This window comes from Microbacterium sp. J1-1, from assembly GCF_024498615.1.
Classification (GTDB): domain Bacteria; phylum Actinomycetota; class Actinomycetes; order Actinomycetales; family Microbacteriaceae; genus Microbacterium; species Microbacterium aurugineum.
Window position 1 is genome coordinate 2974911 of sequence record NZ_CP089590.1, and the last position, 25981, is coordinate 3000891.

32 protein-coding genes are annotated in these 25981 nt (G+C 67.5%); 13 read left to right on the forward strand and 19 right to left on the reverse strand.

Annotated features, from left to right (window positions below; genetic code table 11):
- The first annotated feature begins 220 nt into the window (after positions 1 to 220).
- The gene (locus LRQ07_RS14470; RefSeq protein WP_256535024.1) at positions 221 to 640 is read left to right on the forward strand and encodes a DUF1380 domain-containing protein; all 420 of its coding nucleotides are present in this window, start codon (positions 221 to 223) and stop codon (positions 638 to 640) included.
- Between the two features lie 12 nt (positions 641 to 652).
- On the opposite strand, the gene LRQ07_RS14475 is transcribed toward LRQ07_RS14470, so the two are convergent.
- The gene (locus LRQ07_RS14475; protein WP_240740505.1) at positions 653 to 1030 is read right to left on the reverse strand and encodes a hypothetical protein; all 378 of its coding nucleotides are present in this window, start codon (positions 1028 to 1030) and stop codon (positions 653 to 655) included.
- A gap of 215 nt (positions 1031 to 1245) precedes the next feature.
- On the opposite strand from LRQ07_RS14475, the gene LRQ07_RS14480 reads away from it, so the two are divergent.
- The gene (locus LRQ07_RS14480; protein ID WP_047524645.1) at positions 1246 to 1455 is read left to right on the forward strand and encodes a CsbD family protein; all 210 of its coding nucleotides are present in this window, start codon (positions 1246 to 1248) and stop codon (positions 1453 to 1455) included.
- 80 nt (positions 1456 to 1535) lie between these two features.
- Here LRQ07_RS14480 and LRQ07_RS14485 read toward each other — a convergent pair whose 3' ends face one another.
- On the reverse strand, positions 1536 to 1700 hold the full coding sequence (locus LRQ07_RS14485) for a hypothetical protein (RefSeq protein ID WP_017201713.1): 165 nt from the start codon (positions 1698 to 1700) through the stop codon (positions 1536 to 1538).
- A gap of 123 nt (positions 1701 to 1823) precedes the next feature.
- Between LRQ07_RS14485 and LRQ07_RS14490 the strand changes: the two genes are divergently transcribed.
- The 7 genes from LRQ07_RS14490 (at position 1824) to LRQ07_RS14520 (ending at position 7655) form a co-directional block, all read left to right on the forward strand.
- Positions 1824 to 2090, forward strand: coding sequence for a Rho termination factor N-terminal domain-containing protein (locus tag LRQ07_RS14490; RefSeq protein ID WP_131492321.1), 267 nt, complete (start codon positions 1824 to 1826; stop codon positions 2088 to 2090).
- A gap of 8 nt (positions 2091 to 2098) precedes the next feature.
- On the forward strand, positions 2099 to 3175 hold the full coding sequence (locus LRQ07_RS14495) for a YbdK family carboxylate-amine ligase (RefSeq protein ID WP_256535025.1): 1077 nt from the start codon (positions 2099 to 2101) through the stop codon (positions 3173 to 3175).
- A 43-nt stretch (positions 3176 to 3218) separates the two neighbouring features.
- Positions 3219 to 4616, forward strand: a complete 1398-nt coding sequence (locus LRQ07_RS14500; protein WP_232763456.1) for an MFS transporter — start codon at positions 3219 to 3221, stop codon at positions 4614 to 4616.
- Complete coding sequence (locus LRQ07_RS14505) at positions 4613 to 5470, forward strand: endo alpha-1,4 polygalactosaminidase (RefSeq protein WP_256535026.1); 858 nt, start codon at positions 4613 to 4615, stop codon at positions 5468 to 5470. Before LRQ07_RS14500 ends, LRQ07_RS14505 begins: the two co-directional genes overlap by 4 nt.
- A 90-nt stretch (positions 5471 to 5560) precedes the next feature.
- Positions 5561 to 6601, forward strand: coding sequence for an iron-containing redox enzyme family protein (locus LRQ07_RS14510; RefSeq protein ID WP_256535027.1), 1041 nt, complete (start codon positions 5561 to 5563; stop codon positions 6599 to 6601).
- Positions 6598 to 6804 (forward strand): CDGSH iron-sulfur domain-containing protein, encoded by a 207-nt coding sequence (locus tag LRQ07_RS14515; protein WP_047523425.1) that lies wholly within the window; start codon positions 6598 to 6600, stop codon positions 6802 to 6804. Before LRQ07_RS14510 ends, LRQ07_RS14515 begins: the two co-directional genes overlap by 4 nt.
- Before the next feature lie 65 nt (positions 6805 to 6869).
- Positions 6870 to 7655, forward strand: a complete 786-nt coding sequence (locus LRQ07_RS14520) for a DNA/RNA non-specific endonuclease (RefSeq protein WP_256535028.1) — start codon at positions 6870 to 6872, stop codon at positions 7653 to 7655.
- A gap of 14 nt (positions 7656 to 7669) precedes the next feature.
- Here the strand turns inward: LRQ07_RS14520 and LRQ07_RS14525 are convergent, their stop codons facing one another.
- The 4 genes from LRQ07_RS14525 to LRQ07_RS14540 form a co-directional block, all read right to left on the reverse strand.
- Entirely contained in the window at positions 7670 to 7933 is a 264-nt protein-coding gene (locus LRQ07_RS14525; RefSeq protein ID WP_248541022.1) for a type II toxin-antitoxin system RelE family toxin, read from the reverse strand.
- Positions 7930 to 8190 carry a type II toxin-antitoxin system prevent-host-death family antitoxin gene (locus LRQ07_RS14530; RefSeq protein ID WP_134352170.1) on the reverse strand — a complete coding sequence of 87 codons (261 nt, stop codon included), beginning with the start codon at positions 8188 to 8190 and terminating at the stop codon, positions 7930 to 7932. The genes LRQ07_RS14525 and LRQ07_RS14530 overlap by 4 nt, the downstream gene beginning before the upstream one ends.
- A 90-nt stretch (positions 8191 to 8280) precedes the next feature.
- Positions 8281 to 9369, reverse strand: coding sequence for an alkene reductase (locus tag LRQ07_RS14535; RefSeq protein ID WP_256535029.1), 1089 nt, complete (start codon positions 9367 to 9369; stop codon positions 8281 to 8283).
- A 37-nt stretch (positions 9370 to 9406) separates the two neighbouring features.
- On the reverse strand, positions 9407 to 9904 hold the full coding sequence (locus LRQ07_RS14540; RefSeq protein ID WP_131492306.1) for a MarR family winged helix-turn-helix transcriptional regulator: 498 nt from the start codon (positions 9902 to 9904) through the stop codon (positions 9407 to 9409).
- Positions 9905 to 9957: 53 nt separating this feature from the next.
- Here LRQ07_RS14540 and LRQ07_RS14545 point away from each other — a divergent pair, with 53 nt between their 5' ends.
- On the forward strand, positions 9958 to 10113 hold the full coding sequence (locus LRQ07_RS14545) for a hypothetical protein (protein WP_256535030.1): 156 nt from the start codon (positions 9958 to 9960) through the stop codon (positions 10111 to 10113).
- Between the two features lie 556 nt (positions 10114 to 10669).
- Here the strand turns inward: LRQ07_RS14545 and LRQ07_RS14550 are convergent.
- The 4 genes from LRQ07_RS14550 to LRQ07_RS14565 all read right to left on the reverse strand — a co-directional run bounded on the left by LRQ07_RS14550 (position 10670) and on the right by LRQ07_RS14565 (position 14967).
- On the reverse strand, positions 10670 to 11125 hold the full coding sequence (locus LRQ07_RS14550) for a MarR family winged helix-turn-helix transcriptional regulator (protein ID WP_047524442.1): 456 nt from the start codon (positions 11123 to 11125) through the stop codon (positions 10670 to 10672).
- A gap of 1 nt (position 11126) precedes the next feature.
- Entirely contained in the window at positions 11127 to 12839 is a 1713-nt protein-coding gene (locus tag LRQ07_RS14555; RefSeq protein WP_256535031.1) for an MDR family MFS transporter, read from the reverse strand.
- Between the two features lie 113 nt (positions 12840 to 12952).
- Positions 12953 to 13984 carry a tryptophan--tRNA ligase gene (trpS, locus tag LRQ07_RS14560; protein ID WP_256536445.1) on the reverse strand — a complete coding sequence of 344 codons (1032 nt, stop codon included), beginning with the start codon at positions 13982 to 13984 and terminating at the stop codon, positions 12953 to 12955.
- 14 nt (positions 13985 to 13998) lie between these two features.
- Positions 13999 to 14967 carry a DMT family transporter gene (locus tag LRQ07_RS14565; protein ID WP_256535032.1) on the reverse strand — a complete coding sequence of 323 codons (969 nt, stop codon included), beginning with the start codon at positions 14965 to 14967 and terminating at the stop codon, positions 13999 to 14001.
- A gap of 34 nt (positions 14968 to 15001) precedes the next feature.
- Here LRQ07_RS14565 and LRQ07_RS14570 point away from each other — a divergent pair, with 34 nt between their 5' ends.
- On the forward strand, positions 15002 to 15601 hold the full coding sequence (locus LRQ07_RS14570) for a TetR/AcrR family transcriptional regulator (protein WP_256535033.1): 600 nt from the start codon (positions 15002 to 15004) through the stop codon (positions 15599 to 15601).
- Between the two features lie 65 nt (positions 15602 to 15666).
- Positions 15667 to 16557, forward strand: a complete 891-nt coding sequence (locus LRQ07_RS14575; RefSeq protein WP_256535034.1) for an alpha/beta fold hydrolase — start codon at positions 15667 to 15669, stop codon at positions 16555 to 16557.
- Between the two features lies 1 nt (position 16558).
- Here LRQ07_RS14575 and LRQ07_RS14580 read toward each other — a convergent pair whose 3' ends face one another.
- Positions 16559 to 17320: a glycosyltransferase family 2 protein gene (locus LRQ07_RS14580; RefSeq protein ID WP_256535035.1), complete on the reverse strand. Its 762-nt coding sequence runs from the start codon at positions 17318 to 17320 to the stop codon at positions 16559 to 16561.
- Between the two features lie 86 nt (positions 17321 to 17406).
- Between LRQ07_RS14580 and LRQ07_RS14585 the strand changes: the two genes are divergently transcribed.
- Positions 17407 to 18141 carry a GDSL-type esterase/lipase family protein gene (locus LRQ07_RS14585; protein WP_256535036.1) on the forward strand — a complete coding sequence of 245 codons (735 nt, stop codon included), beginning with the start codon at positions 17407 to 17409 and terminating at the stop codon, positions 18139 to 18141.
- Here LRQ07_RS14585 and LRQ07_RS14590 read toward each other — a convergent pair.
- The 8 genes from LRQ07_RS14590 to LRQ07_RS14625 all read right to left on the reverse strand — a co-directional run bounded on the left by LRQ07_RS14590 (position 18110) and on the right by LRQ07_RS14625 (position 25976).
- The gene (locus tag LRQ07_RS14590; RefSeq protein ID WP_047524437.1) at positions 18110 to 18481 is read right to left on the reverse strand and encodes a hypothetical protein; all 372 of its coding nucleotides are present in this window, start codon (positions 18479 to 18481) and stop codon (positions 18110 to 18112) included. The two genes, LRQ07_RS14585 and LRQ07_RS14590, sit on opposite strands and share 32 nt — an antisense overlap.
- 99 nt (positions 18482 to 18580) lie before the next feature.
- Positions 18581 to 18730, reverse strand: a complete 150-nt coding sequence (locus LRQ07_RS14595; protein ID WP_256535037.1) for a hypothetical protein — start codon at positions 18728 to 18730, stop codon at positions 18581 to 18583.
- 302 nt (positions 18731 to 19032) lie between these two features.
- A complete protein-coding gene (locus LRQ07_RS14600) occupies positions 19033 to 19272 on the reverse strand; it encodes a hypothetical protein (protein WP_256535038.1) in 240 nt (79 codons plus the stop codon).
- A gap of 1 nt (position 19273) precedes the next feature.
- Positions 19274 to 19513: a hypothetical protein gene (locus LRQ07_RS14605; protein ID WP_256535039.1), complete on the reverse strand. Its 240-nt coding sequence runs from the start codon at positions 19511 to 19513 to the stop codon at positions 19274 to 19276.
- Entirely contained in the window at positions 19510 to 19827 is a 318-nt protein-coding gene (locus LRQ07_RS14610) for a hypothetical protein (protein WP_256535040.1), read from the reverse strand. Before LRQ07_RS14610 ends, LRQ07_RS14605 begins: the two co-directional genes overlap by 4 nt.
- Positions 19828 to 20211: 384 nt before the next feature.
- Positions 20212 to 24393: a PQQ-dependent sugar dehydrogenase gene (locus LRQ07_RS14615; protein WP_256535041.1), complete on the reverse strand. Its 4182-nt coding sequence runs from the start codon at positions 24391 to 24393 to the stop codon at positions 20212 to 20214.
- 100 nt (positions 24394 to 24493) lie between these two features.
- A complete protein-coding gene (locus tag LRQ07_RS14620; RefSeq protein WP_131492300.1) occupies positions 24494 to 25246 on the reverse strand; it encodes an ABC transporter ATP-binding protein in 753 nt (250 codons plus the stop codon).
- Positions 25236 to 25976 (reverse strand): ABC transporter ATP-binding protein, encoded by a 741-nt coding sequence (locus tag LRQ07_RS14625; RefSeq protein WP_131492331.1) that lies wholly within the window; start codon positions 25974 to 25976, stop codon positions 25236 to 25238. The genes LRQ07_RS14620 and LRQ07_RS14625 overlap by 11 nt, the downstream gene beginning before the upstream one ends.
- Between the last annotated feature and the right edge of the window lie 5 nt (positions 25977 to 25981).

Consider the following 25981-nt stretch of genomic DNA (forward strand, 5'->3'; position numbering starts at 1 on the left):
AGCAGTGCTTTCAGGTTTTCGCCGCGACGGGCGAGTCGATCGGAGTGAGGAGCCCGGACAGGGAAGCCGGGTACGACGCGACACCGGCGACGGGGTTCCGCCTCCGGCCGGTCCTCAGCCTCTGTCTGCGGCGCGAGGGGCGCCTGCAGCTCCGCTCTGCGCCCGAGGGGCGCTCATCGACGACAGCACCCGGCGATTCTACACCCGTATGTTTCGCCGCATGTCGGGCCGCCTGGCCCGGGATCGGCAGGCGACCTACTCTTTTCAGAACATCGATCCGAAGGAGACCACCGTGACCACGCCGCTCAACCGCCTTTCGCCCGTCCCGGTGCGTGAGCGTGCGGCGTGCATGTGCAGCAACGGCGGCCGCTGCTCGTCCTTCGCTCCGGGTCACGCTCTGCACCTGATCCAGGCGCGCATCGCCTCGGCGACCTCCGCGGAATGGGTCGACGGCATCGTGGAGGCGTCCGACCCGGTGGCGGGCGACCTCGTCGTGCGCACGCTCGACGGCGCCGTGCACGCGCTGTGGAACGCCTCGGGCGCGGCACTCGAGGCGGGGCCCGGAACACCGGTGGCGCTGCACGCCCGCTACGCGGTCCTCGCCGTGGGACGCACGCAGTTCAACGTCGCCGCCGTCTGAGCCGACCGCGGCTCAGGCACCCGCCATCATCATGTCCCTCATCGCCGCGCACGCGTCCATGCACGCCTGGCAGGCCTGAGCGCACAGACGGCAGACCTCACTCATGTCGGCGTGCTCCATGCACTCGTCCATGCAGGTCTGACACATGGCGATACACGCATCGAGCATCGCCATCATCGAGGCCGGCGTCATCCCCTGCATCCGCAGCATCGATCGCATCATCGTGCTCGCCATGTCCGCGCAATTCATGCAGGCCGGAGAACAATCCATCATCTGCGTCGAACACACCGTGCAGGCCTGTTCGCACGCCGCACACGCGTCCATGCACGCCTGCACCACCGACATGTCCATCATCTGCATGTCCGGCATCGACTCCATGTTCTTCGACATGGCGCCCATCATCATCGAGTCCATCGCACACCGCTTTCTCGGTCGGGTCGACGGGCAGGACCACCCGCCTGGCGCCAGGCTAGTCCTCCGCGCTCGCTGCGTCGATGGGGGCAGAACGTTGACACGACCCGTCTCGATTGTCAATCCCGTAGCTGCTTCCGCGCCCGCGTGGAAAGGTCGGACACAATCGAATCCGCCCACGAGAGGAGCAGAACATGAGTGCTGCAGACGACATGAAGCACGCTGCCGAGAAGGCCGCCGGAAAGGTCAAGGAAGGCGTCGGAAAGCTCACCGACAACGAGCGACTCGAGGCCGAGGGCCAGGCGGACCAGGTGAAGGCTTCGGCCAAGCAGGCCGGCGAGGACGTGAAGGACGCAGCCGGCAAGGCCGGAGACAGCGTCCGCGACGCGTTCGACAAGAAGTAAGGACCGGTCCCCCGGACACCGAAGAGGTGAGGTCCGCCGATGGGCGGGCCTCACCTCGATGGGTCAGACGTTGTGAGTCGTCAGACCTTGCGGCTGCCGCTGATCGCTCGGATCAACCAGGCGATCACAGCGATCGCGAGGAGGACGAGCCCGACCCACAGGAGGAACTGGAGCGACTGCACCAGTCCTCCGGTGATCGCAAGGATCACGGCGACGACGATGACGATGATCAGGAGGATGTTCATCGGTCTTTCCCTTCTTTCGGCAGGCGCGGACGCCCGACTGCGGTGCCCTCACGCTAGCCCGAGAAGACCATCTGCCCGAGGGGGTTGACTTCCACCCTCCGAGTGCGCGAAGGAGACGAGCACATGCCAGGAAGACGCGAGAACTCGCTGAAGGATCCCGAACTGTACGAAGAGCTTCGGAACGACGGGGCATCCAAGGAGAAAGCCGCCCGCATCTCGAACGCCGCCGCGAAAGAGGGCCGCAGTGCGGTCGGGCGCCGCGGCGGGGAGCACGGCGACTACGAGGACTGGACGGTCCCCGAGCTGCGCAGACGCGCCAAGGAGCTGGGCCTGACCGGCTACAGCGGAAAACGGAAGTCGGAGCTGATCTCCGCGCTCAGGGATCACTGAGGCTGCGGATGACGCGCTTCGGCATCGAGGAGGAGTTCCTCTTCGTCGATGCGCACTCCCTCACCCCGGTCACCCTGGCCGCAGGGACGCGCGAGCGCATCACCCGACTGCGGACGGGCGGCGAGGTCACGAAGGAGTATCTGACCTCGCAGATCGAATGCCTCACGGAGCCGGTGTCGACCGCCACGGATGCGGAGACGCAGTCGACCCATCTCCGCGGCCTGATCGGCTGGCACGCCCGCGAGCAGAGCGCGATCGCCGCGGGTACCGGCACCCCCTTCGCGACGACCCGTTCCTCGGCGGTGTCTCCCTCCGCGCACTACGACGACGTCGCGTCGTGGCTCGGCCACCTCACCCGCGACCACGAGGTCAACGGCCTGCATGTGCATGTGGAGGTGCTCGACGACGAGGAACGGGTGCGCGCACTCAACCGGGTACGGGGCTGGCTCCCGGTGCTGCTCGCCCTCACCGGCAACAGCCCTTTCGCGGGCGGGCGCGACTCGAGCTTCTCGAGCTGGCGAAGCATCCTGATCCGCCGGTTGCCGGGATCGTGGAGCCCACCCCGGTTCCGCGACTTCGACGACTACCGCACGCAGGTGGAGCGGCTCGTCGATCTGCGGGCGATCACCGACCCGGCGGCCCTCTCCTGGGCGGCGCGGATCTCGGATCGCTTCCCCACGGTCGAGCTTCGGGTCTTCGATGCGCAGCTGACCGCGGAGGATGCCGTGTTCGCCGCCGTCCTCTCCCGCGCGATCGTCCTCACCGACGAGCAGCCGCACGGGGATGCCGGGATCGACGGCCTCGACGCCTCATTGTGGACGGCCGCCCGCCACGGGATGGACGCCCGCATCATCGATCCCACGACCGGAGCGGTCGCCGCCGCCTGGGCGGTCGCCGATCGGATGCTCGCCGTCATCGCCTCCACGCTCCGTGACCTCGGTGACGACGAGCGGGTCCGCGAAGGGATCGCCCGACTGCGGGCGGTCGGCACCGGCGCCGACCGGCAACGTCGGGCCCTCGACCGGGGCGGGACGCCGATGCTCGCCCGGCTGCTCGCCGCAGGCACCCCGGCGCCGGTGGCCTGACCCCCACCGCCCCGGTGTCCGTCACCGGGAGTAAGGTCGGCCTGTGGCATCCTTCGCCCCTCTCCAGCGCCTCGTGATCTCGATCGCCGTGCTCGCCTCGTTCGTGACGTTCCTCGACGGCACAGTCGTCAACGTCGCACTGCCGGCGATCAGTCGTGAACTCGGCGGCGGCATCACCACGCAGCAGTGGGTGGTCGACGCGTATCTGATCACGCTCAGCGCCCTGATCCTGCTCGCAGGCTCCGTCTCCGACGCGTACGGACGCGTCCTCGTGATGCGCATCGGCCTGATCTCCTTCGGCATCGCCTCCATCGCGGTCGCCGCCGCCGTCGACCCGCTGATGCTGATCGTCGCCCGGGCCGCGCAGGGCGCCGCCGGAGCGCTGCTGGTCCCGAGCTCGCTCGCGCTGATCACCGCGACCATGCGCGCCGACGTCCAGGCCCGGGCCATCGGGGTGTGGACCGCGTTCACCACGGGGGCGCAACTGGTCGGGCCGCTGCTGGGCGGCTTGTTCGTCGACTTCATCTCCTGGCGGTTCGTCTTCCTCATCAACGTCATTCCCATCGGGATCACCCTGTTCCTGCTGGCCCGTCTGCATCTGCCCGAGCATCCGCGCGGCATCAAGGTCGACTGGTGGAGCGGTGCCTTGTGCGCGATCGGGCTCGGCGCCGTGGTGTTCGCGCTGATCGAGCAGCCCAACATGGGATGGCAGTCGCCCGCCATCTGGATCCCCGCGGTCGCCGGCGCCGCCCTGTTCGGGTTGTTCCTGTGGCGTCAGCAGCACTCCACCTCCCCGCTCATGCCACTGTGGCTGTTCCGCGTGCGCGACTTCGGGTGGGGAAACCTCGCCACCCTCTTCGTGTACGCCGCCCTGTCACTCAACGGCTTCGTCGTCGGTGTCTACCTGCAGCAGGGTGCCGGGCTGAGCGCGACGGCCGCCGGTCTCGCGAGCCTGCCGATGACCATCCTGATGATCCTGGTGAGCTCGCGCGCCGGTCGCTGGGCGGGCAGGTGGGGTCCGCGCATCTTCATGACGGTCGGACCGCTGATCATGGCCGTCGGCGCCCTGATGCTCCTGTCGGTCGCCGACGATTTCGACTACTGGTGGCAGGTGCTGCCCGCGATGATCGTGATGGGTCTCGGTCTGTCCCTCACCGTGGCCCCGCTGACCGCCGCGATCCTCGGTGCGATCGATGAGAACCACTCCGGCATCGCCTCGGCCGTCAACAACGCCGTCTCGCGCGTCGCCGGACTGCTCGTGGTCGCGATGCTCTCCACGATCGTCGGCGGACAGCTCGACCTCGATGGGTTCCACAGTGCGGCGTGGGTCACCGCGATACTGCTCGTGATCGGCGGGGTGGTGTCGTGGATCGGCATCCGTCGCAATCCGGCCGAGCCCGTCCCGGCGGACATCGCGGCCTCCGGCACGGATCCGCATTGACCTCGTCGAGGGGCCCGCGCAGACCCGACGGCCGGACGCGCCGGGGCGCGCTGCTCTCCGCCGTCGCGGCACTGGTGCTCACGCTCGGAGGGTGTGCCGATGCCCCGGCGACGCCCGAGTCCGAGCGCGCCCCTGTGCTCCCGCCGGCCGGTGCCGTTCCGGACTATCAGCTCGGTGGTGCCTATGATCCCGCGCCGGAAGTCGGCATCGTGGGGCGCGACCGTGGTGCCGATCCCGCACCGGGCGTCTACTCGATCTGCTACGTCAACGGTTTCCAGACCCAACCGGCTGAGCTCGGTTCCTGGCCTGACGATCTCCTGCTGCGACACGACGGCGAGGTCGTGTTCGATCCGGACTGGCCGGATGAGGCCCTGCTCGACACGGCGAGCGCCGAGCGCCGCGAGCGGATCGCGGACACGGTGACCGCGTGGATCGAGGGCTGCGCCGAGTCCGGTTTCGATGCCGTGGAGTTCGACAACCTCGACTCGTACTCGCGGTCGGACGGCGCGCTCTCGCTCGAGGACAACCTCGCGCTGGCGACCCTCTACGTCGAGGCCGCCCACGCGGCGGGGCTCGCTGCCGGACAGAAGAACGCCGCGGAGGACGCTTCCACACTGCATGAGCGAGCGGGCTTCGACTTCGCCGTCACCGAGGAATGCGCGGTGTACCGGGAGTGCGGCGTGTACACAGCGGTCTACGGAGAACACGTCATCGACATCGAGTACACGGATGAACTCCCCCGCCCGTTCATCGAGATGTGCGCAGACGGCGACGCGCCCTCCTCGATGGTGCTCCGCGACCGTGATCTCGTCACGCCCGGTGACGACGGGTACGCGTTCGAGACCTGCCCTTAGAGAGGCGTCGGAGCCTCCGCGTCAAGTCCCTGTACCTGTCAGGGGTTTGCGCACAGGATGCTCCTGTCCCCATCGTCAGGAGCCCGACCTATGACCGCATCCACCCTCGTCGCCCCCACCGCCCTCGCCTTCCGCGACCGCGGCCCGCTGAGCCGCGCAGTCATCGCACATCTCACGGAGGGCACCGCGTCCGACCACACCGCACTCGCCGCCGACGCCGTGGCAGCGAGCACCGAGGTCGTGCGCGACGACGACATCCAGCTCGCGCTGTTCGTCCTCTACGCCTCCGCCTACGGATCGCTGCCGCAGCTGGACGCCGACCTCGAGTGGGACCCCGCGCTCCTGCGGACCAGACAGGTCCTCGAGGCGGCGTTCGAGAGGTCACTGCGCGCGCGCATTCCGACGCCCGACTTGCCGGACCCGACCGTGGATGCCGTCGGCCGCTCCCTCTTCGCCCTCGCCGAGGCCGACACCGGGCCGAGCCTCTCGCGCTACTTCGTGAAGAAGGCGACCGAGGAGCAGGCGCGGGAGATGCTCATCCAACGTTCGGCCTACACGCTGCGCGAGGCCGACCCGCACTCGTGGGCGATCCCGCGGCTGGACGGTCGCGCCAAGGCCGCGCTGGTCGAGATCCAGTCCGACGAGTACGGAGGCGGGCGTCCACAGCGTGTGCACGCCACGCTCTTCGCTCGTGCGATGACGGCCGCGGGTCTCGACGCGACCTATGGCGCGTACATCGACGATCTGCCCGCGCTCACCCTCGCCTCGCTGAACATGATGTCGCTGTTCGGCCTCAACCGCCGCCTGGTGGGCGCGATCGTCGGACACCTGGCGGCCTACGAGATGACCTCCTCCATCCCCTGCCGCCTGTACGCCGACGGCTTGCGTCGTCTGGGCTTCGACGCCGCGGTGACGGCGTACTTCGACGAGCATGTGGAAGCGGATGCGGTGCACGAGCAGATCGCCACCCGTGATCTGGCGGGAAGCCTCGCCGAAGATCATCCGGAGTTGCTCCCCGACATCATGTTCGGGGCCGCCGCCTGCCTGACGGTGGACGGCTGGGGTGGCACCGCCACACTGGAGGCGTGGACGGCGGGGGCCTCCGCGCTCCGGCAGCGGGCGGGCGTATGAGCGCCGCACGGGAGCCGGTGACGATCACGCCGTACCCCGACGGCCCGCTGCTGGTGCGGGGCGACATCGAGGTGCTGACCGTCGAGGGGGATCCGATCGCGCCGCACCGCCGGACGGTCGCCCTTTGCCGCTGCGGCCTCTCCGCCCTCAAGCCCTTCTGCGACGGCACGCACAAGGCGGCCGGCTTCCGCACCGACGACTGACGGGGGAAGGGGTGTCGACTCGTGCACTCACTGTGCGCGTCGGAGGCCCCGTGCACGATAGGAGCATGACCGACGGCTACGACCCGGACTTCCTCGGCACGCCACTGCCACTTCCACGCCCCGCGCAACCGAGCCGTGAACTTCCCTACCCGCGCTTCACCGTGCTGCTCGACCCCGCACGCAGACTGGCTGCAGTGACGGCGGTCAACATCGACGGTGCCCGGCTCCGGGAACTGCCCCGCACGGGCGAGTGGCGGCTCGATCCCCGCATCCCCGCCGATGAGCAGACGGGACCGGCGGTCTACGCGCGCAACGATCTCGATCGGGGCCACTTGGTGCGGCGGCGCGACCCGGGCTGGGGCGAACTCTCCGAGGCGAGGTCGGCGGCGGAGGCGACCTTCTTCTATCCCAACGCCGCACCCCAGGCGGCGGCGTTCAACCAGTCCAAGGAGCTCTGGCTCGGCCTCGAGGATCACGTGCTCGCCTACGCCGAGACCACAGACCAGCGCGTGTCGGTGTTCACCGCGCCGGTCCTCGCCGACGATGACCCGCCCTACCGGGGTGTCCGGATCCCGCGCCGCTTCTGGAAGATCGCCGCATGGCGCAGCGGAGACGAGCTCACTGCGGCCGGCTTCGTGCTCGATCAGTCCGCGCTGGTCGACACCCGTGAGACGACACTCGTCGTCCCGCCATTGGCGGCGTTCCGCACGTTCCAAGTGCCCGTCTCCGACATCGCTGCCCTGACCGGGCTCGGCCTCGGGCCACTGCTCGCCTCCGACGTGCTCGTGCAGCCGGGAGCACGGGAGACCGGATGGCGACCTCTCGACACGGCCGGTGACATCGCGCTCTGACGACCGTCGTCCGCTCACATCTCGTAGACGTCACGCCGGTGAGCCACCCGGACGACGGTGACCAGCACCCGGTCGTCGATCACTTCGTAGAGCACACGGTAGTCGCCGACTCGCACCCGCCAGGCGTTGTCGTACCCTGCGAGCTTGCGCACCCCGTGAGGACGCGGCTCCCGCTCGAGTTCAGAGATCCCGGCGAGAATGCGGCGACGATTCTGTGGATCCAGCTTGCGGACCTCTTTCGCGGCCGCCGTCGTGAACTCGACCCGATACGCAGTCACGCAACTTCCGAGCGCAGTTCATCCAGCGTGACGCGCTGCCCATCATCGGCCGTGCGCGCCGCGGCGAACTCTGCCGCATCGCGGGCGGCCTCGAGCTCCTCAAGCAGCTCGAGGTCGTCCACACTGATCACCACGGCAGTGAGCTTTCCGTGACGCGTGACGCCCACGCGCTCCGAACCGTAAGCGACGCCCCCGAGGACGTCAGCGAGGCTGTCGCGCAGATCCTTCGATGGGACACTGCGGCTGATCGTGTTCATAGCGACATTATACAACTTATGTACATAAGTTACGTAAAGTGCATTGATTCCGCGTGCTTTCGTTCGTCGACGTCCGCCGGGAACAGCGGGTCACGCTCCGACGCGCACCGACTCCAGCGACGGGTAGTCGGTGTATCCCTCCGCGGTCCGGCCGTAGAACAGCGCGGGGCGGGGTTCGTTGAGCTCGGAGTCCTGACGCCAGCGCTCGATCAGGTCGGGGTTGGCGATCACCGGACGCCCGGCAGCGACCGCATCTGCGATGCCGTCGGCGACGAGTGCCTCTGCGGCTTCCCGCGTCGTCTCGATCGCGAAGCCGGTGTTGACGATCAGCGGGGCGCCCGCCCTGCGGCGGATGTCTTGCACGAGCTCGCCGGCAGGATCGGCGTTGAGCACGTCGATGAAGGCGAGAGCGAGCGGCGCGAGCCCCTCGGCGACGGCCGTGTAGGTCGCGTGTACGTCGGCGTCGTCCTCTTCCAGCACTCCCTGGATGTTGTGCTGCGGCGAGAGACGGATGCCGGTGCGATCGGCTCCGACGGCGGCAGCGACGGTCGACACGACCTCGATCGCGAAGCGTGCCCGGTTCTCGGGAGACCCGCCGTACACGTCGTCGCGGACGTTCGACACGGGCGAGAGGAACTCGTGCACCAGGTAGCCGTTGGCGCCGTGCACCTCGACGCCGTCGAAGCCGGCGGCGATCGCGTTGCGAGCTGCCTGAGCGAACTGCTCGACGACCTCGGGGATCTCCTCCAGCGTGAGGGCGTGGGCGATGGGCAGATCGGCCTTGCCCTCGGGCGTGCGGGTCTGTCCGGGTGCGGCGAGCGCGCTGGGTGCGACGACCCGGGGCTCTCCCGAGATCGCGGGGTGGCCCACACGACCGCCGTGCATGAGCTGCATCACGATCGTTCCTCCCTCGGCGTGGACCGCCGCGGTGATCGACTTCCACGCCTCGATCTGTGCGGGCGTGACGATGCCCGGCTGCCCGGGGTAGGACTTGCCTTCAAGAGCCGGCCAGACACCTTCGGAGATGATCAGTCCCTGCCCTGCGCGCTGCCGGTAGTACTCCGCCATCGTCGCGGTCGGCACACCGTCGTCATCGGCACGCGTGCGGGTGAGCGGCGCCATGACGACGCGATTGGTCAGCGGGAGGGCGCCGAAGCGGGCCGGTTCGTAGAGATTCACAGTGGGAGGTAAGGCCCGGAGCGCTCCCCGTATTCCCTCAGTTCCCGCCGAGCGCCGCGAGCAGGTCGGCGAAATGGTCGAGGTCGGCTGCCGTCCACCTGCGCAGCCGCTCCCCCATGCGCCCCTCGTACTGCGACCGCGCGAGCGCGACCCGCTCCTGCGCGAGGTCGGTGGCCACGAGGACGCGCGCCCGGCCGTCCTCCGGATCCGGGATGCTCTCGACGAGTCCCAGCTGTTCGAGCTGGCGCACCTGGCGGCTCACGGCCGACTTGTCGGTCTGCAGGCGTTCGATGATCGCCCCGGCCGAGGTCGCCTTGCCCGTCGCGATGGAGGTGAGCACCTGGTAGCCGAGGGGCTGCAGGTCGGGGTGCACGGTAGCCGCGGCCTCACGCCAGCTCACCCGGATCCGTGCGAAGAGACGTCCGAGTTCCTGTTCGACCCGGGTGATGGCGTGATCGATCTCCGCGTCCCCCAACAGTTCCGCGTCGGCGTCGGATTCGGGGGTCTCGGCGGGGGCGTCGGAGGAGGCGCTCATGCTCGCCAGTGTACGGCGAAGGGGGTGGCCAGCTGCTGCGCTACTGTCCCACCATGAGCATTGCTCGTCACCTGCGCCGCAGCATCGCAGCAGCGGCCACCGCCGCTGTCACGGCGCTCGCGCTCACCGCGGGCTCGCCCAGTTCCCATTCACCGGATGAAGACCCAGCGGACGATGGGCCTGCCGCACCGGTACGTGACGGTCTGTAGTCGCGCCGCGAGGGCGACGTCGGTGCCGGTTGAGGACGTTCGAGGGGCGGAGCGGCCCGGAGGTCAGTGCTACATTCCGTTCATGAGGGTGTGGATTGTGCACTTGGAAGATACTCCTGGTTTCATCGGTGTTTTCGATGTCGAAGATGACGCGTACGAATTCCAGGACAAATACGCGGCTGATAGCGGACTCCCAGTTCTGCTTACGCCTGTTGCGGTGCCCTATCGGGCCACGGGACTAGATGCGGCTCTCTATTCGGAGTAAACACGACAGAGCGCGCAACACGCGTCAAGCGGTGCGTGCGATCACCCTGGATACGCAAGAACGAGCGGCATGGTGTAGCTCGTGAGCCGGGGTGAGGTCCCCTACTGATGGGTTCGCCGCACCAACGCAGCCAGAATCCGATCCTTCACAAGGTGAAGCTCGCCACGGGCATATCGGATCTGGATGTGACCGTCGATGTCGGGTACGGGCCGCGAGCCCCCGCCACGGACTGCACGAGAACGCCAGTGTGAGACGAAGCCCCGCTGTCGATCGTGACAGCGGGACTTCGCCTCACACCTCTGCGAGCAGCCGGAAGACCTTGGACGCGGCTCGGATCTCCTCGGGAGTGAGCTCATCGATCACGGCTTGGAGGCGGGAGCCGTACTCGCGGCGGACCTCCGCGAGCGCCGCACCCGCACCTGCCGTGACCGTCAGCACCCGGAGTCGTCCGTCGCGCTCATCCGGTCGTGACTCCAGAAGCGCCAGCTCCTCCAGCATCCGCACCTGGCGACTGATGACCGACTTGTCCATCTCGAACCGGTCTGCGAGCTCGTGGGCATTGGCCGTACCCGCTCGATCGATGAACGTCAGCAGCTTGTAGCCGGCGACCTGCAGCTCGGGGTGGACCCGAGCGGCAGATTCCTTCCACAGCGACCTGGTCCGCGCGAAGATGAGGTTCAGATGCGCTTGCAGGTCGCCGAGCGCACTGTCGACATCCGTCGAGGCGACCGCTCCCGGGGACGACATGTCAGCGCTCCTGGTCCCGATCTTCGCGTTCGAGCACTCCCACCGAACCGGTCTTCGGAGTCGCGGACTCCCCACCGTCGATCCGGATGGCTCCGGTCGAGAGCGAGGCGCCGACCTCAGCCTCGGAGACCTCGATCACCGACTCCTCCGCCTGCTCGAGCATCTGCTCCGCGGCGTTCTTCGTCGACAGCGGCTTGTTCTTGATGAACGCGATGGCGATGATGGCGATCACGGCGAGCGGAATCGCGACGATGAAGGCGTCGGCGATGCCATGACCGTAGGCGCTCTCGACGATCGAGCGGATCGTGTCCGGCAGCTGCCCGACCTTCGGGACGTCACCCGAGGCGAGGTGCTTCAAGGCGTCGACCTCTTCCTGCGAGGTCGGCGTGAAGCCGGAGAGCCCGTCCGTGACGTACGTGCCGACGCTGGTGGACAGGAGCGACCCCATCACGGTCACGCCGATGGTGCCCGCGATCGTGCGGAAGAAGTTCACGTTCGACGAGGCGGCCCCCAGCTGCTGCGGGGCGGTGTCGTTCTGCACGATGAGCGTGAGGTTCTGCATGACCATGCCGAGTCCGGCACCGAGGACGAACATGTACACGGCGACCAGCGGGAACGGGGTGTCATAGCGCAGCGTGGACATCAGGCTGACGCCCACGGTCGCGAGGACCGAACCGGTCAGCATCCAGCCCTTCCACTTGCCGAACCGGCTCACGAGCTGGCCGATGATGATCGAGGCGCCCATCTGACCGATGATCATGGGGATGGTCATGAGACCCGACTCGGTGGGCGTGGCGCCCCGAGCGAGCTGGAAGTACTGCGCGAGGAACACCGACGTGGCGAACATCGAGACGCCGATCGCGATCGACGCGACGACAGACAGCGTGAAGGTGCGATTGCGGAACAGCGACATCGGCACGATCGGTTCCTTGACGAAGAACTCGACCGTGATGAATGCGGCGATGGCGACGCCGGCCGTGACGGCGAGCATGATGCTGGTCGAGGAGTCCCAGTCGAACTGGTTGCCGCCCATCGAGACCCAGATGAGGAGGGTCGAGACGCCGACCGCGAGCAGGACGATGCCGAAGTAGTCGATCGACACCTTCGAGTCGCGCTGCGGCTTGGGCAGGTGCAGGGTGAACTGCAGCAGCACGAGGGCCAGGATCGCGAAGGGCACGCCGACGAAGAAGTTGGAGCGCCAGCCCCACACGTCGGTGAGGAGTCCGCCGAGCAGCGGGCCGCCGATGGTGCCGAGGGCCATGATGCCGCCGACGACGCCCATGTACTTGCCGCGCTCACGCGGGGAGATGATGAGAGCCACCGCGATCATGACCAGCGACATCAGGCCGCCGACGCCGATTCCCTGGACGACGCGGACGGCGATGAGCATGTTCGTGTCGGTCGAGAATCCGGCGATCACGGTGCCGACGGTGAAGAGGATGAGGGAGATCTGGACGAGCACCTTGCGGTCGACCAGGTCGGCCAGCTTGCCCCAGATCGGGGTCGAGACCGCGGTCGCCAGCAGGCTCGCCGTGATCACCCAGGTGTACTGCGACTGCGTGCCGCCGAGGTCGGCGATGATGACCGGCATCGAGGTCGACACGACCGTGCCGGAGAGCACGGCGACGAACATGCCGACGACGAGCCCGGAGATCGCGGTGAAGACTTCGCGTGCCGAGCGCACGGCTTCGGGTGCGGATGAAGTATCTGTCAAGGGGAAACGCTCCTGCGTAGAAAGTTGATCGAGGTCAACCATACGCCTTTAGTTGCCAAAGTGCAACTAAAGGCGTATGGCGAGCTCACCGCTGGGGCTCGGGGCTCGACGCCTCAGCAGTACACGGTCCCCATTGCCTCGCGCACCTCGTCCAACGTCGTTTCCGCCTCCGCATTCGCACGCTCGTTCCCGCAGCGCAGGACCGAGCGCACCAGCTCGCCGTCTGCCGCAAGACTCCGCCGGCGCTCACGCATCGGCGCCAGGAAGTCGTTCACCGCCGCGGCGGTCACGGTCTTCAGCGCGTTGCTTCCCGCGTCACCGACGTCGTCCGCGAGCTCGGCGGGCGTGACATCCAGGCACAGGGCAGCCGTCGTCAGCAGTGCGGAGACACCGGGACGCGCTTCGGGATCGAACGTGATCCGTCGTTCCTGGTCCGTCCGGGTTCGGCGGATCGCCGCGACGGTCTCCTCCGGCGTCATCGAGAGGGAGATCGCGTTGCCGTAGCTCTTCGACATCTTCCGTCCGTCCAACCCGGGCACCTCCGGTGTCGCCGTGACGAGCGCATCCGGCACAGGGAAGAGCTCGCCGTAGCGCTCGTTGAACCGTCGGGCGATCACCCGGGTCATCTCGACGTGCGGCAGGTTGTCCTTCCCGACCGGAACGAGGTTGCCCTTGCAGAAGAGGATGTCGGCCGCCTGGTGCACCGGATACGTCAGCAGCAGCCCGCTCAGCGCGCGACCGGACGCCGCGTACTCCGACTTGACCGTCGGGTTCCTGTGCAGTTCCGCCTCTGTGACGAGACTGAGGAACGGCAGCAGCAGCTGATTCAGAGCAGGGATCGAGGAGTGCGTGAAGATCGTGGTGCGCTCCGGGTCGATTCCGGCGGCGAGGTAGTCGAGCACGGCACCGTGAACGTTCTCACGGACGTTGTCCGTCGTATCGCGGTCGGTGATGACCTGGTAGTCGGCGAGCACGAGAAACGTCTCGACTCCGGCTTGTTGCAGCCGGACGCGCTCCCGTATCGTCCCGAAGTAGTGGCCCAGGTGCAGCGGTCCGGTCGGCCGCTCCCCCGTGAGCACTCGGAACCGCTCCGGGTGTCGGTCCACGGCGGCCGCGACCTCCGCCGAGCGCTGCGCCGTCGCAATGAAGGACTCCGATGCTAGCGCGCAGCCTCGCCAGCTCCACGCCTCGGCCGCATTCTCACCCGGACGGACCCGTGATCGACAGCACCTGCGGGCCGAGCCTCGCCGACGAGCACCGCCGCCACGCCCACCGCGCAGAGGAGGAAGCCGAGGAGCGTCACGATCGTCAGCGGCTCACCGAGAAGGACGGCACCCGCGAGTGCCGTCGTCGGCGCGATCAGGAAGAGCAGGGCGTTCAGCGCCGTGATGCCGACTCGACGTAGCAGCCACCAGTACAGGCCGTACGCCGCAAGTGTCGGGAACACGGCCGCGAATCCGGCGGCGAGCCAGAAAGAGGCGGATGACGGCGGTGCGAGCGCCTCGAAAGCCGCAGCGACCGGCACGAGCAACGCGGCAGTGACCGTCACGTGGATGGTCAAGGTGACGAGGGTGCCCGTCCGTGGTCGGGACCGACGCTGGAGGAACGTGCCGATGATGAGGCAGGCCATCGCCGTCGCAGGCCACAGAAGCGCGGCCGGATGCGCGACGGAGTCGTCAAGCTGCGAGCGCACGATCAGGAGGACCCCGACCGCGCCGACCAGGAGTCCGGCCCACTGCGCCGCGCGCACCCTCAACCCGAGCAGTGGGCCGACGAGGACCGCGACGATGAGCGGCTGCACGGCATCGATCAGGGCAGTGGTACCGGTAGCGACACCGGAGGCGATCGCTCCGTAGACGGCGACGCAATAGCCGAACTGGGCGAACAGGCCGATGAGCGCCTGACGCCTCACGTCGGCCGCGGAGACACCCCGTGCCGCACCGGTGAACCCGACCACGGCCAACAGGATCACAGCGAGAGGCACGAACCTCCACACCAGCAGTGTCAACGGCGAGATTTCCACCGCGGCGAGCGCGGGCACGAGGAAGCCGGAGCTCCAGGTCACGACGAACGCCACGGAGGCCGCGACCGTCACACCGATGTGAAGGATACCGATCTGTTTACTCATCTGCTCGACTATACAGGTTGGTATACTCGGTGTCATGGCCGTCCCCATCCCTGAGCTCGCTCCCCTCACACCGGGTGCCACCCGCGTGCTCGACGCCGCATCAGCGCTCTTCTACGAACGCGGCATCCACGCCGTCGGAGTCGACACGATCGCGGAAGCCGCCGGCGTCACGAAGAAGACGCTCTACGACCGGTTCGGTTCGAAAGAAGTCCTGGTCGTCTCCTACCTGCAACACCGCGATGCGCGCTGGCGCGCCCACGTCGCCGAGCACCTCGCTCGTGTCCCGGACCCGGGACAGGAGCGCGTCCTGGCCATCTTCGACGCCGCGATCTCCTGGTCGGACGCCAACAGCCCGAAGGGGTGCAGCGCGATCAACGCGCGCGCAGAGATCGGTGACGGCCATGACGGCCACCCCGTCTTCCCCGAGGTCGCTCGGCAGAAGAGCTGGTTGCTCGAACTCTTCGCCGAACTGTGCCAGGAAGCGGGCGTCTCGAACCCGGAGAAGATGTCGCAGGCCATGATGCTGCTCTACGAGGGGGCGATCGTCACGGTCGGCATGGAGACCTTCGACCGACCATGGGACTCGGCCCGCGACCTCGCCCGGATGATGCTGGAGCAGGACCGGCCACACTGACCGGCCCGCGCATCTCCCGGCGCGCGCTCCCCCCGCGCACCGGAGCGCGGGAGTACCGTGTCAGCGTGTCGACGGATTCGCGAAGTGAGCGGGCAGCCGGATCCGCCGCCGCGCTCGATGCCGCGATCGGTGACATCGATTGGACGATTCCGCCCGCCGGCTCAGTGAGGTCATGGTTCTCGGCGCCGAGCGGTGAGCTGGCCGTCGTGTCGCTCGGTGATCCGACGCATCCTCGTGCGGTCCTGGTGCCGGGTGCGACGGGATCCAAAGAGGATTTCACGCTGATGCTGCCGCTTCTGGCACAGGCCGGATACTTCGTGCAGTCCTTCGACCTCGCCGGCCAGTACGAGTCGCATGCCGCCGGCGCGGACCGGGCCTACACGTACGAGCTGTTCATCGACGACCTCGTCGCGTTCCTCGAAGCAGGCGCCCCGGCCCATCTGCTGGGCTATTCGTTCGCGGGCACGATCGCGCAGTCCGTGGCGATCCGCCGCCCTGAGCTCGTCCTCTCGCTCGCCCTTCTCACGACTCCCCCGGGCGCCGGCAACGTCTTCGCCACCATGAAGTGGTTGGGTCCGATCGCCCCGATCGCGAGCCCGCGGCGCGGCGCCGGCCTGATGATCTGGGGCATCGTGACGAACAAGAACCGGGTGCCGCCCATGCGGCTCGAGTTCGTGCGATCCCGGTTCGCCCTCACACGGAGGCGCAGCGTCGACGAGATCATCGGACTGATGATGGCGACGCCCGACCTGCGCAGCAGCGTGCGCGCACTCCCGGTGCCCAAACTCGTCGTCGCTGGCGCGCACGACCTGTGGCCGCTGGCCGCCCACCAGCGGTTCGCCCGCGACATCGATGCCGATTTCCGTGCTTATGCGACAGGGCACAGCCCGAGCGAGACCACTCCGCACCAGCTGACGGAGGATCTGCTCGACCTGTACGCTCGCGCCCGCGGCTGACTCACCGGCCGCTCGCCGACGCCTCCGCCCGCCGCCGGGCCTGCCGTCGCCGATACAGCGCCTCCTGCGGCAGATGCAGCCGCACGGTCGGAAGCACGTAGCTCAGCCGACGTCGAAGCGAAGCCCAGTCCTGGAACGGCCGCGCCGAGACCTCGACGACGAGACGACGGTCACGCAGCACGGTCATCCCGGGTCGGATGTGGAACGACAGGTCGAAGTCGTCGTGGATGTTCTGCGGCTCGCGGTGCACCTCACCGCTCAGGATCCGCCAGGTCTCGGCCCGCATGGCCATGTTTGAGCCGAAGAGCGGCGCGTGTCCGAGCAGCGGAGTGAGGGCGGCGTACATGCCACCGATGTAGAGGCGTTCTCCCACCCAGTGCACGAGCGGCGTCGAGCCGTAGAAGCGCGGGTCGCCTGTGACGAAGTCGAGGTCGTCGCGTTCGCGGAACGTCCGCTCGATCCGCTCGATCCAGTCCGGTCCGGGGCGGGAATCAGCGTCCAGGCGCGCGATGATGTCGCACGACGCCGCGTCATAGCCGGCCGACGAGGCGCGAGGGATCCCCTGCACGGGTTCCGACACGACGCGCGCTCCGTGCCGTTCGGCGACCGCAACGGTGTCATCCGTACTGCCGTTGTCGACGACGATGACCTCATCGGCTCTGCGCGTCTGCCGCGCCAGGGCGCGGAGACACTGTTCCAGGAGGAAGGCGTCGTTGCGCACCGGGATGACGACGGAGACGGAACGAGGGAACACGGTCGTCATCGCTCTCCTGTTCTGCACGTCTCAGCACTCAGTGACAGTCTCCCCTCCTTCCCCCGCAGGTGCGGGGATTGAGAGAGGATGGACGGATGATCCGTCCCGCGCTCTCCGACGCGCGCCGGAGGATCCTCACGGCCGCTGCGAGCGTCGCCCTCCTGGCAGGCACCATCGCTGTGATGTATCGAAGGATCATGTATCCGCCGGTCCCCCGCCTCAGAGAAGACCGGATCCGAGTCGCAGCCGTCGGCGACAGCAACACCTACGGCGCGGGCGTGCTGTTCCGAGGCCGTGCGCGGCGCGCGTACCCCGGCCGCCTCCAGCAGATCCTCGGCGACCGGTATCAGGTGCTCAACTACGGCGTGAACCGGCGCACCCTGCAACGCGACGGCGACTGGCCGTACGACGAGACTCCGCACGCCGCAGCATCGCTCGCGTCCCAGCCCGACATCGTGCTCATCATGCTCGGCTCGAACGACGCGCGCGGCGACAACTGGAATCCGGAACGATACGCGTCGGAGCTGGCCGACTTCGCCGAACGCTACCGCACACGGGGAGCGACCGTGTTCCTCCTGACGCCACCCGTCGCCTTCGAGAACCGCCGCGGCGTCGATGAGCGGATCATCGCGAGCGAGGTCGCCCCGCTGGTGCGACGCGTGGCGAGCGACCTCCGCATCGACCTGATCGACGTCTTCGAGGTCACCGCCCGGACCGTGACGAGCCACCGCGACGGCATCCACCTCGGCGCCCGCTCCAGCGCGCTCGTCGCCGCCACGGTCGCCGGCGCGATCCGGCTCAGCCGCAGAACGCCGACGCCGACTCCTTGAGCTGCTCGACCGCTTCGATGGTCTCGGGTGCCCGCAGATCGGTCATCCCGCTGATCTTCTCGGCGCCGGAGCGGATGGCATCGCCCAGCGCCCCGTCGACACCGTCCGCGAGCCCGTCGAGCGACGCGACCAGTTGATCCCGCGCCGCATCCGCCTGCTCCGCCGACACCTCGCCCTGCTCGAGCAGCGCCTGGTACTGACCGTAGGCATCGTCGATCGTCGCGCACGTAGCCTGCACGTCGACGCCGAGAGCATCGCCGGCCAGCTGCGTGACCTGCGAGCATCCGGCGACGAGGAATCCGGCAGCGAGCACGAGGGGCAGAACGAGGAGACGGCGCATACCCCGAGGGTAGCGAGGGGATGCTGGGGCGGACATGGGAGCCAGCTTGCGGCAGCGCGCGGATGCGGGGCGCTGGGCACCCCGCATCCGCCGACGCGATCATCCTGCGGTGAGGGTGGAGCGCAGGATCGTGGCGTTGCCGGCGACGTCGTACACGACCAGGGTGTTCGCCCCTTCCACCGCACCGAAAGCACCCGGCTTCACGGCGTTGAGATCGGACCACGCGTTGTCGGTCAGGCCCTTGGCCACTGAGCTTCCCACACCCGCAGAGCTGTTCGAGGCGCTCGAAGAGGCAGTCTTTGACGAGCGGCGAGGAGTGGGACACGTCGCAGAGGCTGCGACCGTAGCGAACGACCGCGAAGCATTGAGCAGACGGCGACCGCCTCACGCAGCGTGCCGTGCGCTTCGCTGGTCTCCTGTCGGATAGCGTGCAGCGATGTCCCGGGGTCCACTTTCGTTCGACCTGCTTCTCAGTGTCAATGATCAGCACAAAGCGACGATGAGGCACCTCAATTCTGTGAGGTGCCTCATCGTCGCTTGATCGCGCTGAGTCAGCGGCGGGTGATCTTTGACCGATGGTTGAGGGCGAGAGCACCGATGAGGGTACCGATACTTCCAAGCAGGATGAACACTGTCGCGAGGGTCGTCTGGGAAGTGGTTCCCGATACCTGGCTGACGGTGATCGTGGTGATCGCGAGGGCAACTCCGATGAGGGCGAGGGCGGAGAACGCGAGCGTTCCGAGGGTGAGCCAGCGGGTGCGAATGTCGCTGAGGTTCTCTTTCAATCTCATGTCACTGCCCCCAGCATGCGGTACCGCCGACGACGAAGATGTTGACGTAGATCGCGTTCTTGCCGCTCGCGGCCTTGCACACGTCCAGCGGCCACGGGTTCGCGACGATCAGCACACCGACAGCTGCGACAATGGCTCCGCCGGGAAAGCCGATCGCGGACAGAAGGCCACCAATCGCGGCTGTCCCTCCACCAACGCCACGGATTGCCAGGATCAGCGAGCTCGTCTGACAGGAACTCAATGCGATCTGCCAGAAGGCCGTGTAGTACCCGGTGTAGCCGCTCCTGCCCGTGCATCCACCGTTCCGTAGTCCATGATCGCTTGCGCATCGACGCCTGCCGACGCAGCGACGGACGCATCGAACGTCGTCGTGTTGAAGTCGGATGCGTCCACGAGCGCGGTCAGCTCGGATTCCTGCTCGGTCGTCAACGTCGACTCGGTGCCGATCGAATCGGGCTGCGATTCTGTCGCATTCGCCGGGGCCGCGAACGCGACAACACTCGCCACCGTCGTCACCGCAACGCAGAGCGCCGCCAGCTTCCGCGTGATGTTCATCTTGGTCCGCCTGGCAACTGTCCACCTCTTCTTCATCGAATTTGTGTGGTCATCCACGTCCTCGGCGTGTGATGACGCGTCCCCAACGAAACCAGGCTGTCCCCCGAATGTCTGTCCACCATCTGGGGGACAGACGTGCCGACGACCCTCTAAGTCCGCGACATTCCGCGCGATTCACCCTCGAAACTCACCGATATATAACAGGTCCGGGTCAAGCTCCACCCGCCGCAATCATCTGACGCTCCACGCGCTCCCACTCCCCCACGCTGAACGACAACGCCTTCCGCACCGGCCGCGCACGAAAAGGCTGCGCGTCGCTCATCGCTCTCCTCTACCGGGATTGGGTGGGAATCCCACAACGGCACCCCGCATCCGCCGACGCGACTACCCGGCCGTCACGGTGAAGCGGACCGTCGTCGCGTTGCCCGCGACGTCGTACACGACCAGCGTGTTCGCCCCTTCCACCGCACCGAAAGCACCCGGCTTCACGGCGTTGAGATCGGACCACGCGTTGTCCGTCAGATCCTTCGCCACCCCGTTGAGGGTCAGGCGATCCACCTTCCCGGCATCGTGGAGCTTGAACGACACCAGACTGTACGTGCCGTTCGCACCGACCGTGAAGGAGCCGCCCGCTTTGACCGTAGCCGTGGGAGCCGTCGCATCGAGGGTGAAGCGGACGGTCGTCGCGTTGCCCGCGACGTCGTACACGACCAGCGTGTTCGCGCCTTCCACCGCGCCGAAGGCGCCGGGCACCACCGCGTTCAGATCGGACCAGGCGTTGTTCGTCAGATCCTTCTCGACGCCGTTGAGCGTCAACCGGTCGACCTTTCCGTCATCGTGGAGCTTGAACGACACCTTGCTGTAGACGCCGTCCCTCCCCACGGTGAACGTCGCGCCGCTCTTCACGGTCGCCGTGGGCGCGGTGGTGTCTGTCGCCGCCATGGTGACCGACAGATCGCGGAGGCGTCCGAAGTTGTCGAATGAGCCGAAGCCCACACGCCCCTCGGTGAACGTCTTGTCGTTCGCCGTCATCAGCGGTGTGTCGATCCCGTCCACGAAGACGGCGATGTCACCGCTGTCCGCGCATCGGAGCAGCCGCACCTCGTGCCACTCCTCGTCGGTGACAGCCGGTGGCGCTCCGACCGTTCCATCCCACTGGTCGTCGATCCGCTCGCGGTCGGCACCATTGACCTTGAAGATGCCGTTGTGGGCATAGATGGAGTTGTCCTGCGAGAGGTGCGCGTAGTAGTACTCCGTGTCGGACTTCCACCCGAAGACGATGATCACATCGCGGTTGTTGACCGACGCCTTCTCGTCGAGGCGCACCTGGCCGGTGAGATCGAACGAACCGAGCTCCGGGCCCTCGGTGAGCACGGCGTACTCGAACGGACGGCGGATCCCGTCGTTCGGGTTCGTCCCCGCTTCCGTGAGGATGACCTGGTCACCGGGGAAGTCCCACTTGGCAGGGGTCTTCGGCGCCCAGTCATCCTGCGACATCACATCGGTGATGACGGTGCCGTCCGGCGTGCAGGTCGGCGGCGTCGGAGGCTCGACCTCCGGCACGTCGTACAGCGCATACTGCGCGGCCACCTGCTCGGCCGTGGGCACCGTGTCGAGCAGCATGATGTCGTCCATCCGTCCGTTGAACGGATTGGCCTCTCTGGTGTTCTGCGGGAAGCTCCCGCCGATCTTGATGCCCGCAGGCGCGGTGTCGGACGTCGAGCCCTCACCCCACGGATTGGCTGCGGTGTACTTCCCCGCGAGCTCCTCGCCGTTCATGAAGAGCTTCATCTCGCCCTTGCCGAAGTCGAAGGTCGCCGCCAGGTGCACCCATTGCCCCTTCTTGAGAATCTCGTTCCAGGGCAGATCGGCCGCGAACGTCCACGAGCCGGCACCGTCGACGCGTCGCCCGAGCGCGACGAGCTTGAGCTCGCCCCCGACCGTGATGACCTCGAGCAACGCGCGCACCGCGTGTCCGTCCGACGTTCCGGTGAGCACCCCCGCGAGACCGATCGCGTTGTACACGTCGTCCGGATTCGTCGTGCCCGAGTTCAGCGCCGGGTGATCGCCGGTGGGCTTGAACCAGCCCATGACGGACGCCTTGTCCGTGCCGGCGAACCTGTCCAGCGACTCGACACCGTCGGCGTCGTAGATGCCCGCCTTCCAGTCGTCGTTCGACGCCGTCCGCGGACTCATCTGCTGCGTCTGCAGCGCCTCGCCCGCGCCCGGATAGGCACGATCGGCGACCCGCATCTCGATTCCGCCGTTGATCAGGGAGATGTCGGTACCGGAGCGACCCTGATCGGTCTCGGTGGTCGGCTTCGCCGCATCGGGGTGATCGAAGTCGTAGTGCGTGACGAGGTTCGGAGCGAGCGCCGGGAGCACGAACGGTGACGAGGGCTCGTCGACGGTCCGCGCACCGGTGACCTTCCAGATCTTCCCGTTCGCCTTCGACACGAGGTAGAGCTCGCCGTCGGCGTCGGAGCCGAATCGCAGATCGACGCGCTTGTCGCCGACCAGGTTCTGGAACGTCGTCTCCTCGCCGTCTGCGAACACCCGCAGCTCCTCGATCGTGGCGAGGTCACCGATGTCGCCGTCGTTGCGGATCATCTCCTCCGCATCGGTGGAGAGCACCCACCCGCGCACCAGATCGGTGAAGAGGTAGCGCCCCTGCAGCTCCGCGATCTCGCCGCGGTAGACGAATCCGCCGTTCACGGCCACTCCCGCGTCGCCGGTCTGACCGGGATCGCGATTGTGATCGTAGGCCGCGACGGGATAGGTGAAGCCGTTCTCCGCATCGTCCTCCGGAAGCGGGAAGATCTGCCGGTTGTCGGCCACGAAGGATCCCTCGCGAACAGACCAACCGAAGTTGTCCCCGGGTTCGACCGCGTAGATCGACTCGACCTGCCATTCGCCGATGTGGGCGAGGTACATCGTGTGGTCGCCCTCGGGGTCCCAGCTGATGCGGTGGGGGTCCCGCATGCCGACGGCGAAGATCTCCGGAAGGGCATCCGACTCGTCGACGAACGGGTTGTCCGTCGGCACACCGTATTCGCCGTTCGCGCTGTCGTCCCCGGTCGGGTCCACCCGGAGGATCTTGCCCTGCGGTGTGGCGAGGTCTTGCGGATTGCCGTTGCCGACCCCGTTGCCGCCGTCGCCCACGAGCACGTACAGGTTGCCGTAGTCGGCGTCACCGGCCGAGACGGTCGGGTTGAAGGCGATCTGCTGCACGGTGTGGACACGACCGGCGAACGGGATCCTCATCACCTCGCGGTGCGTGCCCGCGAAGGCCTCCGCAGACGGGTCGTCGGCCTTCCACTCGGTGATCACACTGTGGAAGGCGGTGTTCCCGAAGGCGGGGAAGTCGGGAGTGTCCTCCGTGAGAGCCGACCCGCCCTCAGTGTGCACCGTGTAGAAGAGCCCGTTCTCGGCGAAGTCGGGGTGGAACTCCGCCGACCCCAGACCGGTGCCGAGGCCTGCGCTGTTGTGGAAATTGTCGATGAACTCGTCGCGGACGTTGAGGTAGGGAACGTACTCGCCCGACTCCTTGTCGACCAGGTACAGGATGTCGTTGTTGTCCGGCACCATCAGCCGACCGGAGCCGTCGGGCACCTCGTCGAGGTGCGTGATCCGGTTGTGGCGCACGAGGCGCTGGTCCTGCGTGGCCGGGGTCGTGTGCGACTCCGGCAGCTGCGCCAGCTCGGTCACCTCGATTCCGAGGTCGGCGAGCGCGGGATCGGGGAGCGGGTTGAGCAGGGGTTCGGTCGCGGTGCCTCCGGGTGCGCAGTCACCCGGGTTCCCGGTGGCGATCGCGAGGTTCTCCCCCGTGGTGTCGACAGCCACGTCGTCGAGCAGCAGTCGTCCTGTGCTCGATGCGCCGTTCTTCCAGAAGAATCGATCGAGTGCGCCGTTCACCGCCTGACGGAAGCCGAACTGCTGCTCGGTGCCTTCGGGCAGCCGGGTCCTCTCTTCGTACGCACCGCCCTGGCTGTAGACGGTGACCTTGTCGGTCGCATTGTCGGCGACGATCCAGACGCACTGCCAGGCGTCACGAGACCAGACACCGGCAGATTTGAACGCTCCGCCGTCACGCACGCGAAGGATGTCGTCGTTCTGATTGTTCACGTAGGCCCGGCTGTGCACGTAGTCGTTCGGCGCGTCCACATCGGTGAGGCCGAACGAGGTGTCCACGCTCCCGGTGCGCAGGAACCGGAAGAACAACGTGCCGGTCTCTCCCTGCGCGATCGCGGGGATCTCCCGGTACGACTGCTGCCCTCCGCCGACGGATTCGACGACCTGGTTGTTGCCGTTCAACGGGTCCGCGACCACGCGCGGGGCCGTCGAGGCCACCCACCCGTCCTGCCCGTTCAATGCGACCCGTTCATAGGCCTCGAAGTCGATCAGCTCGGTGAAGGGTTCCGCGGCGGCCGCAGGAACCGCCGTCAACAGGGCTCCGACCACGGTCGCCGCGGCCACCACGGCTGCAGACCTTCGAAGTCGTCGGGAGCGCGGGGGCGCATCCGCTCGGGTCTCGCGGTTCGCCGGTCGCAGGGTTCGTTCGTGCATCACAGACCTCTCAACGTCATCGTCGTGCGGTGTCGTGCCGATAAGTGCCGTGCGTCTCCTCCGGGGCGGCACTGCAGCGGAGGAGCAGGAACGAAGGGCCTCAGCCCGCGTCGGTGACCGAGGGCTTGCCGCCCAGGTACAGAGCGGCGAGTGTCGGATCTGCGAGAAGCTCGGAAGCCGGACCGGAGATGTGCACGCGACCGAGATCGAGGACACAACCGATGTCCGCGGTCTCAAGCGCCCTCCGCGCGTTCTGCTCGACGAGCAGAACGGCGGTGCCGGCATCGCGCATCCGCACGATCTGCTCGAACACCTTCTCCGTGGTCTTGGGATCGAGTCCCATCGACGGCTCGTCGAGCAGCACCACCTTGGGGCTGACCATGAGCGAGCGTGCGAACTCGACCTGCTTCTGCTGACCGCCGGAGAGGAGACCCGCGAGCTGCTTCCACCGTTCCCCGACGATCGGGAACAGGTTCTGGACGAACTCGATGCGCTCCTGGATGACCGTCTGGTCCTTCAGCGTGAACGCACCGAGCATCACGTTCTCGCCGACCGTCATCTCACGGAACACACTGTGCCCCTGGAGGACGTGTGCAAGCCCGTGACGCAGCATCGACTGCGGTCCTTCACCGGTGATGTCGCGGTCATCGACGCGGATGCTTCCGGACCGCGGCTTGAGCATGCCGCTGGCCACCTTGAGCACCGTCGACTTGCCCGCTCCGTTCGGACCGACCAGACAGACCACCGACCCGGGCGGCACCTCGACCGTGAGACCGCGGAGCACGAGGGCCGCACGGCCGTATCCGGCCTCGATGTCGCGCAGCTCGAGCAGATTCTTCGCTTCAGACTCCAAGGTAGGCCTCCAGGACTCGGGGGTCTTGCTGGATGATCTCCGGGGTTCCCTCGGCGATCTGGCGGCCGCGGTCGAAGACCACGACGTGGTCGCACAGGCTCATGACCATCTCCATGTTGTGCTCGACGATGATGAACGTCTTGCCTTCTTCGTTGAGCTCGCGCACGAGCGTGGCGATGCGGCCGATGAGCGCGGGGTTCACCCCTCCGGCGGGTTCGTCGAGCATGATCGTGTCGGGCTCCCCCATGAGCACACCTGCCAGCTCCAGGAGCTTCTGCTGCCCGTAGCTGAGGTTTCGCGCCTCGGCGTGCTCGAGGTGGTCGATTCCGACGCGTCGAAGCCAGTTGCGCGCCCGCTCGAGCTCCTCCGGATCGTGCGCCGAACGGAGCTGCTGACGGATGTTCGTGCTGCGCACCGCGACGAGCAGGTTCTCCATCACCGTCATGCGCGGGAACACCCGGCACAGCTGGAAGCTGCGCCCGATGCCGGCGCGCGCGATGCGGTCGGGCGACTTGCGCGTGATCGCCTGCCCTCGGTAGCGCACCTCTCCGGAGTCGGGTTTGATCATCCCGGTCACGCAGTTGAAGAAGGTGGTCTTGCCCGAGCCGTTCGGCCCGATCAGACCGTTGACCTTGCCCTCCTGGAAAGTGACCGTGGCGCCGTCGACCGCGGTGACGCCGCCGAACGACTTCGTCATCGAGACCGTGCTCAGGCTTTCGAGTGTGGTCATGGGCT